Annotated in this window: 6 protein-coding genes; 4 read left to right on the top strand and 2 right to left on the bottom strand. The window is 74.9% G+C overall.

The window, feature by feature from the left end:
* The 4 genes from E1300_RS28430 to E1300_RS28415 all read left to right on the top strand — a co-directional run.
* A partial coding sequence (locus E1300_RS28430; protein WP_131760160.1) for a histidine phosphatase family protein occupies window positions 1–439 on the top strand: 439 nt, incomplete at its 5' end.
* A 181-nt stretch (window positions 440–620) separates the two neighbouring features.
* Window positions 621–1394 carry a hypothetical protein gene (locus E1300_RS28425; RefSeq protein ID WP_131760159.1) on the top strand — a complete coding sequence of 258 codons (774 nt, stop codon included), beginning with the start codon at window positions 621–623 and terminating at the stop codon, window positions 1392–1394.
* Between the two features lie 133 nt (window positions 1395–1527).
* Window positions 1528–1953: a DUF7144 family membrane protein gene (locus E1300_RS28420; protein ID WP_131760158.1), complete on the top strand. Its 426-nt coding sequence runs from the start codon at window positions 1528–1530 to the stop codon at window positions 1951–1953.
* 140 nt (window positions 1954–2093) lie between these two features.
* On the top strand, window positions 2094–2792 hold the full coding sequence (locus tag E1300_RS28415) for a hypothetical protein (RefSeq protein WP_131760157.1): 699 nt from the start codon (window positions 2094–2096) through the stop codon (window positions 2790–2792).
* 25 nt (window positions 2793–2817) lie between these two features.
* Here the strand turns inward: E1300_RS28415 and E1300_RS28410 are convergent, their stop codons facing one another.
* Both E1300_RS28410 and E1300_RS28405 read right to left on the bottom strand, forming a co-directional pair.
* Window positions 2818–4878 carry an alpha-L-rhamnosidase-related protein gene (locus tag E1300_RS28410; RefSeq protein ID WP_131760156.1) on the bottom strand — a complete coding sequence of 687 codons (2061 nt, stop codon included), beginning with the start codon at window positions 4876–4878 and terminating at the stop codon, window positions 2818–2820.
* A 44-nt stretch (window positions 4879–4922) separates the two neighbouring features.
* Window positions 4923–7880 (bottom strand): glycosyl hydrolase, encoded by a 2958-nt coding sequence (locus E1300_RS28405; RefSeq protein WP_131760155.1) that lies wholly within the window; start codon window positions 7878–7880, stop codon window positions 4923–4925.
* Window positions 7881–7895: the final 15 nt, after the last annotated feature.

The following is a 7895-nucleotide window of genomic DNA, read 5'->3' as shown; positions in this document are numbered from 1 at the left end:
CTCGCCGCTCGGCCGGGCCCGCGCCACCGCCGCGCCCGCCGCGAGCGCGCTGGGCCTGCCGCTGAAGGTGGACGCCGGGCTCACCGAGGTCGACTTCGGCTCGGCCGAGGGCCGCGTCCTCGCCGAGCTGCCCGCCGAGCAGGTCGCCGCGTTCCGCGCCGATCCCGTGGCGCACCCGTTCCCCGGCGCGGAGGACCCGGTCCGCGCCGCCGCGCGCGGCGCGTCCGCGCTCCGCCACATCGCGGACGTGCACGCCGGCGGCCGCGTCCTGGTCGTCGCGCACAACACGCTCCTGCGGCTGACGCTGTGCGAGCTGCTCGGGATCCCGCTGTCGCGCTACCGGCGCACGTTCCCGCAGGTCCGCAACTGCGCCGTCACCGAACTGCGGCTGGACGGCGACGGCGCCGCGCTGCTCGGCTACAACCTGCCCACCGGCTGACCGGCCCCGCCTCCGGGGGTCGCCGGGGGGCCGCCGGGGGGCCGCCGGGCTTGGACCGCCCGACGTCCATGTCCCGTGCGTCATACCCGCGTGCCACGCGGTAAGGCGCACCGGGGTGGGACTCCGGTGACGGGCGGCGCTCCGTAACGTCGTGCGCCGGAACCCGAGCCGGAGGAGCCCGATGACCCCACCCCCCGTCGTCCTGACCGAGACCGAGATCCGGGCGATGCTCCCGGTCGCGGACGCGGTGGAGCTCGTCCGCGACGCGCTGATCACCGCGGAGCGGGCCCGGCCCTGGCGGCTCGACCTGCCGGGCCTCGACGTCGCGGTGGGCGGGGCGCATCCGCGCGGCGCCGTCCACTTCACCGCGCGGCTCGCCTCGCCCAGCACCGGCCTCAGCGTCGTCGGCGACGCCGCCACCGGCCGGCCCGCCGTGATCGCCCTGGACGACGGGTACCTCGGCGACGTCCGCACCGCCGCGGCGGGCGCCCTCGCCACCGACGCCCTCGCGGACCCGGACGCCCGGACCGTCGCCGTCGTCGGCGGCGGGCCGCTCGCGGCGCTGCACCTGGAGGCCCTCGCGACGCTGCGCGAGGTCCGGGAGATCCGCGTCTCCGGGCGGGGCCTGCGGGACGCCGACATCGTCGCCGTGCACGCCGCCACGCCCCGCGTGCACGGCGGATGGCTGAAGCCGGGCGTCCACATCACTGCGCTCGGCGAGGGCCATCTCGCCCTCACCGGCTCCGTCCTGAACACGGCCGAGCTGCTGGTGGCCGACGACCCGTCCCGCGGCCCGGCGGGCTCGGTCCCGCTCGGCCCGCTCCTCGCGGGGCAGCTGCACCGGCCGGACGGGCGGCCCACCGTCGCCGCGATCACGGGCGCGGGCGCCGCCGACGCGGCCCTCGGCGCGCACATCGCGGGCATCACCCGCGCCATCACCGGCCTCCGGACCTGACCTGCAAAGACCTCCCCATGACCGGCGTAAATGCGGCAAAAGCCCGGTTTGCGGCCTATGTCCCGCCGGGGACGGTGCCCCTGAGACCGACCGGCGGCCGGACCCGGCCGCCGCACCCTCGGGGGAGGTTCGGATGACGACCAAGATGAGCCACGGCTCCACCCACGCGGGGAGCGGGACACCGCACCTGACGTCGGGCTGGCTGGCGTTCGCCGGCACCCTCGCGCTCGTCGTCGGCGCGTTCAACGTCATCGACGGGCTCGTGGCGCTGTTCAGGGACGACTACTACCTCGTCGGCGCGAACGACATCCTCGTGTTCGACTACGGCACCTGGGGCTGGATCTGGCTCGCGATCGGCATCGTCCAGATCGCCGTGGGCGCCGGGATCCTGACCGGGCGGATGTGGGCGCGCGCGACGGGCGTCGCCCTCGCGGTGCTGGCCGCGATCGGCCACCTGGCCTTCCTCCAGGCGTTCCCGATCTGGTCCGTGCTGGTCATCGCGCTGTGCGTGCTGCTGATCTACGCGCTGACCGCGCCGCCGGCGGGCGCGCGAGGCTGATCCGCTCACGCCGCGCGCACGGGCCGCCGCGCGGCGTCCGCGTACGGGTCCATGAGGCGGGACACCCGGCCGAGCGCTCGCTACGATCTAGCCAGTCGAATGCACGTCGCACGACCGTACGCGACCGTCCGGAGGCTCCCATGGCGCCCGGCTGGTCCCCGCCCACCGCCGTCCCCCCGTCGCCCGCGCCCGCCGCGCCGCCGCCTCCGCGTTGGCGGCGGCGCCGCGGGTGGGCCGCGGGGCTCGCCGCCGCCGTCGCCGTCGCCGTGGCAGCTGCGATCGCGGTGGCCGCGTACCTGTACCGCTCGTCGCGCATGGACGAGGGCGTCTACACCGTGGCGCCGGACGCGTGCAGCCTGGTGGATCCGGAGGGGCTCCAGGACCTCGTTCCTGGTGGGACTCTGGACACCACGCGCATCAGCAGGGCGCCCGACGCGACCCGCTGCGCGTGGAAGGGGCCGCAGGCGGTCGGCGCGCCGTGGCTCGCGGTCGAGGTGGTCCGCGTGGAGGCGAAGGGGCCGGGGGCGGCGGCCGCGGCCGCCCACCGCCGGATCGCCGGGACGGTCCGCCTGACGCCGTCGCGGCTCGGCTACCCGAACACGCTCGCCGCCCAGCCGGGGCTGGGCGACGAGGCGTTCGTCGAGGGCAGGATCTCCGCCGTCTACGACGAGGACGTGCCGGTGTACGACTACACGGTCCGGTTCAGGCGCGCCAACCTCGTCGCCACCGTCACGTGCCTGCCGCCGCTGGGCGACGTCGCGTCCCGCGACCAGCGCCGCAGGACCGCCGTGCTCCAAGCCGCCGCGCTGGTGGCCGCCCGCCTGCCCGCCTGGACCTGACGGACAGGTCCGGTCGGCGGGCCGGTCAAGCCCGGTCGCCGGTGATCGTGTGGTCGCCGCGCAGCCCTTCGACGTAGACGTACTCGCCGTCGGCGTGGACGCCGCGCGCCCGTGCCCGCGTCCCGTCCCAGACGAGCCTGCCGTCCACGCGGACCTTGGTGCGGACGCCGAAGGTGGGCACGCCCGCGCGGCCCTCGGCGCCGCGCGGCGCCGACAACCGGGCCTGGTAGCGGCCCTTGGCCACCTTCCACGACGCCTCGACCGCGCCGAGCGGGGTGGTGATGCGCCCCTGGGCGAAGGTGAGGTCGGCGGTGTGTGGGACGAAGTCGAACGACCGCCCGCCAACGCCGGACGGGTTGAGCCCGAGCACGGAGAACGTCAGCGCCGGGGTCGGGCCGGTCGCCCACGCGTGCGCGAGGCTCACGTAGGTGCTGCAGAACACGCAGCCGTCGGACGGGTTGCGGAACGACTCCCAGAACGTGCTGCCCGTGCCCTGCGGGTGGTTCAGCATGTAGCCCCACTGGCGCCGGATGAGGTCGACACCGGTCTGGTCGGCGGCGCGTCCACCGGCGGCGAAGTGGGCGTTGACCTCCATCGAGCCGGAGAAGACGCCGGGGTTGCCCTTGTTCTCCGGGGCGGTGCTGGTGATCTCGTTCCAGTTGCCCTTGAGGGACGTGCTGATGCAGCGGGCCTTCGCCGTGTCCGCGAGGCCGTACCAGACGGCGAGCGCGTCGCCGTCCTGCGGGTGGATCGCCGAGTCCGGGTAGAACCTGTAGGCCCCGGCGGTCTCGTCCCAGAGGTTGGCGTCGATGGCGGTGCGCAGCGCCCCGGCGCGGTCGGCGTAGGACTTCGCGAGGGCCGTGTCGCCCTGGACCTTCGCCAGCTCGGCGCCCTTGTCGAGGACCCGCCACAGCAGCACGTTGGCGATCAGGTTCTCGCCCTTGGCGAGGATCCGGACGGAGTCGGACGTCCCGGTGATCGACAGCAGGCCCTTGGAGCTCAGCTTGGCGGTGCTGTAGTCGACGGCCTTCGCGTAGCGGTCCCAGACGCCGGACAGCCAGCGGCGGTCGCCGGTGTAGCGGTAGTAGTCCCAGCTCGCGGCGAGGGTCCACAGGTGGTAGGTGTCCGAGCCGTACTTGTTCAGCTCGGGCCCGGCGTAGGGCAGCTCGCCGGTGTCGTGCTGGTGGTCGTAGACCGTGGTCAGGGCGTTGCGGGCGGACTCGGTGTCGTCGAACGCCGCGTACGCCGCCGGGATCTCGATGCCGAGGTCGCCGGGCCAGACCGTCCGGTCGCGCTTGGCGCCGTCCACGAGGATCGTGTCGCCGGAGCCGACCGCGCCGGTGTTGTCCCACAGCGCGGCGGGCGCCTCCCAGATCCGGCCGGTCTTCGGGGAGATCGTGTTGAGCTGGACGGTGTAGGCCCCGGCGTACCAGATCCGGTTGAGCAGGTCGTCGCTGGAGTAGAAGTAGTTGGCGTACTTCGCCGGGTCCTTCATCTCCGGCGCCGCCGTGAAGTACAGCGAGACCCCGTCGAGGTCGACCCGCTCGCCCTCCGCCAGGAAGACCGTCAGGTAGCGGAAGCCGCCGCGCAGGTACCGGGCGGGCGTGGTGTAGGCCGTCGCGCCGTCCACGTCCGCGATGAGGGCGCCATCGCGGCTGCGCGGGCCGCCGGTGGACGCGTCGCTGGTCGTCCCGACGTACTCCGACGACTCGTTGAACGCGAGCCCGACCTTGGCGGTCCCGGACGACCTGGCGAAATGGAGCGTCGTGAGGCCGCCGATCTCCTTGCCGAAGTCGAGCGTCACCGACGACCCGGCGCCGGTGAGCGTGGTCTTCCGGCCCTTCAGCACGGCGGACGGGTCGCCGACGGTTCCGGTCGTGCTGAAGACCGCGACCGGACGGACCGTCCTGGACGACGGGGAGAAGTTGTAGCGGTCCCAGGGCCGCGAGCCGTGGGACGCGTTCTTCGCCGGGGCCGCCTGCGCGGTGCCTGCCGGGGCCGCCGCAAGAGAGGCCGCGGCGAGCGCCGACAGGCTCACGACCAGGGCGGACGCCGCGCGGCGCCGCCTGGCTACGTTGTGGTGCATGGGTTCCTCATGATCCGTTTGGGGGGGTTCACCGGGCGGTTCGGTCAGCGGGACGGCACCGGCGCCTCGCCGTACGGGACGAGCCGCACCGGGCCGATGAGCCCGTACGCCTGCCGCGACGCGGAGCCGTAGACGGCGGGGTCGCTGACGCGGAGCCGGTTGTTCAGCGTCGTCGCCACCTCGACCTCGATCGTGTTCGCGCCGCGCCGCAGGTGGGGGCCGAGGTCCGCGACCGGGACGAGGACGCTCACGGGCGGGAGGCGGCGGCCGTTGACGGTCACGCGGCAGGTGTCGAAGACCTCGCCCAGCTCCAGCAGGGCCCCGGCGGCGCCGCCGGGCCAGTCCACGGTGGCGGTGTAGGTGCCGATGCCGGAGACGTCCGCGAGTTCGGGGATGTCCGGCCAGGGCTTCAGCGCGTCGAGCCGCAGGTCGTGCCGCTTCACACCGTCCGGTGTCATGTCCTCGACCTGGAGACGCCAGGACGTGAGCGTGCGCGCCTCGGGCAGCGCGCCGATCGTCGCGGAGACAGTGCGGCCCGAGGCGAGGGTCACCGGGTAGGTGCCGGGCGTGGTCGCGTGGGCGACCAGGCGGTTCCCGTCCACGCGGAGGGCCGTCCCGGCGGACGCGGCGTGCGGCGCGGACCCGCCGCGCGCCAGCATGACCACGGTGGCCTCGCCCGGCTGGAGCGCGATGCGGAGCGTGATCCGGTCGCCGTCCTCGCGGTAGACGGCGACCCGCTCGCTCTCGCCCGTCCAGAGGTCGAGCCGGTACGGGACGGCCGCCCGGTCGGAGCGGACGAGGGTGACCTCGTGGTCGATCGCCGCGACGGGCGGCTTGACCGTCTCGGCGTGCTTGCCGTTGCAGAGGTAGTAGTAGTCGGTGCGGCCGTCGCGGCGGTGCGCGTTGAGCAGGGTGGAGCTCTGCGCGTAGGAGGCGTCGGGGCGGACGCCGAGGGCGTCGAGGGCGCCGGGCACGTCCGCTTCGGCGGCGACGTTGCGGACGCGGGGCTGGGCGAACAGGTCCTTGAGGACGGCGCGCAGCTTCTCGTTCTCGCCGTCCCGGGCGATGCCGGGGACGGTCGCCGCCGACCAGTCGCCGAGGAACACGATCGGCAGCCCGGCCCTGGTCAGCTTGAGCATGGTCCGCGCCGAGTCGAGCGGCAGCGTGCACTCCTTGCCGGAGAACCGGTCGCCCTCGACGAACAGGGCCTTGTAGGCGGGGCCGTCCGGGGCGAGGCGCCCGCCGGACACCTTCGCGGACGGCAGGTCGAGCAGCGGCGCGCTGATGAACTGGTGCGTCCAGCCGAGCGGCACGCCGCTCGCGGTGAACCATCCGGCGCCGATCCCGGTCTTGGTGTAGCCCTTCTGCCGGAACACGGCCACGTCGGCGCGGGGCGCGCCGGCCTGCATGGTCTGGTGGATCCGTCCCAGGTAGGCGGCGACGTCGGGGACGTGCCGCCACGTCGGCTGGCGCGGGCCCCACGACTCGGAGAACCCGATGCCGCCGTTGTAGGGGGTGAACGCGGCGAAGCCGGGCCAGGCCGCGCCGGGCGCGGTCGCGTAGGAGAAGCCGTGCAGGACGGTCTGGTTGAGGCCCGCCGCGTAGGCGCCGCCCATGGTGCGGAGCAGCTTCTCCCAGGTGGTGTTGTAGGCGCCGCCCTGGTAGGCCCCGGCCTCGCAGGACAGGACCGTCCGTCCGGCCAGGTCGCGGCCTCCGGCGAGCGCGCGGTAGTCGTCGAGGTTCTTGAACCCCAGCGACTCGCCCTCCGGGACGTCGAGGATGGCGGCAGAGCGCATCGCGTCGGTCTCCAGCCCGTACGGCTGCGCCCGCAGCTTCAGGCCGAGGGAGTGCGCCCAGGTCGCGAGCGCCGCGAAGTGGTGCTCGTTGAACAGGTCGGAGACCGTCAGCCAGAAGTCGTGCCGGACGTGGGAGGTGGTCGCCGCGTCGTAGGAGAACACGGTGGCCTCCTTGTTGCGGACGATCACCGGGAGGTACGGCATGAGGTCGTAGCCGCGCCGCCGCCGGAACTCGGCGGGCAGGCCGGGCGTCCAGTTCAGCGCGGCCGTCTCCAGCTCGATCGAGTCCTCGAACAGCGTGCCGCCCGCCCGGCGGATCAGCCCGCGGATCCTCGGCGTCAGCAGCCGCGCCTCCCAGAAGGCGGTCACGGCGCGGGTGCCCGCCCGGCTGAAGTGGTCGACGACGACGGCGTCCGGGGCGCTGTGCGGGCCGGACTCGGGGCGCTGCCCGCTGCCGCGCCGCCAGTACGCCAGCAGGACCCAGTCGCCGCCGGACGGCGCCGTCCAGGTGATCCGCCCGCCCGCGGCCTGCGCGGTCAGGTCGGTGAAGGTGGCGGGGTCGAGGCCGGTCTCCTTGCGGGTGGCGTTGGCCGGGGCGATCCGGACGGCGTGCACGGCCACCAGGTGCCGCTTGGTCACGCCGCTCTGGGGCGCGGCGACCGGCTCGGGGACGGGGCCGTCGTGCGTCGCGCCGGCCGCCACCGTCGTGCTCCCGTACGCCAGTTCCTGGACGGCGGCCTCGTCGTCCGGGGTGATCGTCGGGACGGCGGCGGGCCAGGCCGGGCCGATCGTGAGGTCGATGGTGATGCCGCGCCGGCGCGCCTGGTCCAGCGCGGCCTCGACGCCGGCGTTCCACGCGGGCGTGCCCCAGCCGTGCCCGGCCGGGTCGAGGACGGACTTGTCGCGGATGCTGTGGTGCACGGCGACGATCTCCGCGCCGCCGAACCCGGCGGCGGCGATCTGGTCGACCTCCCGCCGGATCTCGGCGGGCTCGACCAGCCCGTCCGGCCACCACCAGCGGAACCTCGGCCGCACGGCGGCGGGCGGGCGCGCGAACCCGCCCGCCGTACCGCCAGGCAGCCAGCCGGTAGCAGGCGCGGCCTCGGCCTGGCCGCCCAGCGCGGGACCTGCCGCCGCCACCACGGCGGCCGCCGCACCGGCCTGGAGCACGCGCCTGCGCGTGACCCTCTGCTCGTCGTCGTTCACGTTCTTCCTCCAGGT

The organism is Actinomadura fibrosa (assembly GCF_900659615.1).
Classification (GTDB): Bacteria; Actinomycetota; Actinomycetes; order Streptosporangiales; family Streptosporangiaceae; genus Spirillospora; species Spirillospora fibrosa.
The sequence above is the reverse complement of the archived record's forward strand: the minus strand, read 5'-3'. Positions and strand labels throughout refer to the sequence as shown.

What these genes read in the sequence shown, in the direction of transcription:
- E1300_RS28415 (WP_131760157.1), top strand. Translation starts at nt 2,094, where the DNA reads ATGGCGCCCGGCTGGTCCCCGCCCACCGCCGTCCCCCCGTCGCCCGCG.
- E1300_RS28425 (WP_131760159.1), top strand. Translation starts at nt 621, where the DNA reads ATGACCCCACCCCCCGTCGTCCTGACCGAGACCGAGATCCGGGCGATG.
- E1300_RS28410 (WP_131760156.1), bottom strand. Translation starts at nt 4,878, where the DNA reads ATGCACCACAACGTAGCCAGGCGGCGCCGCGCGGCGTCCGCCCTGGTC.
- E1300_RS28420 (WP_131760158.1), top strand. Translation starts at nt 1,528, where the DNA reads ATGACGACCAAGATGAGCCACGGCTCCACCCACGCGGGGAGCGGGACA.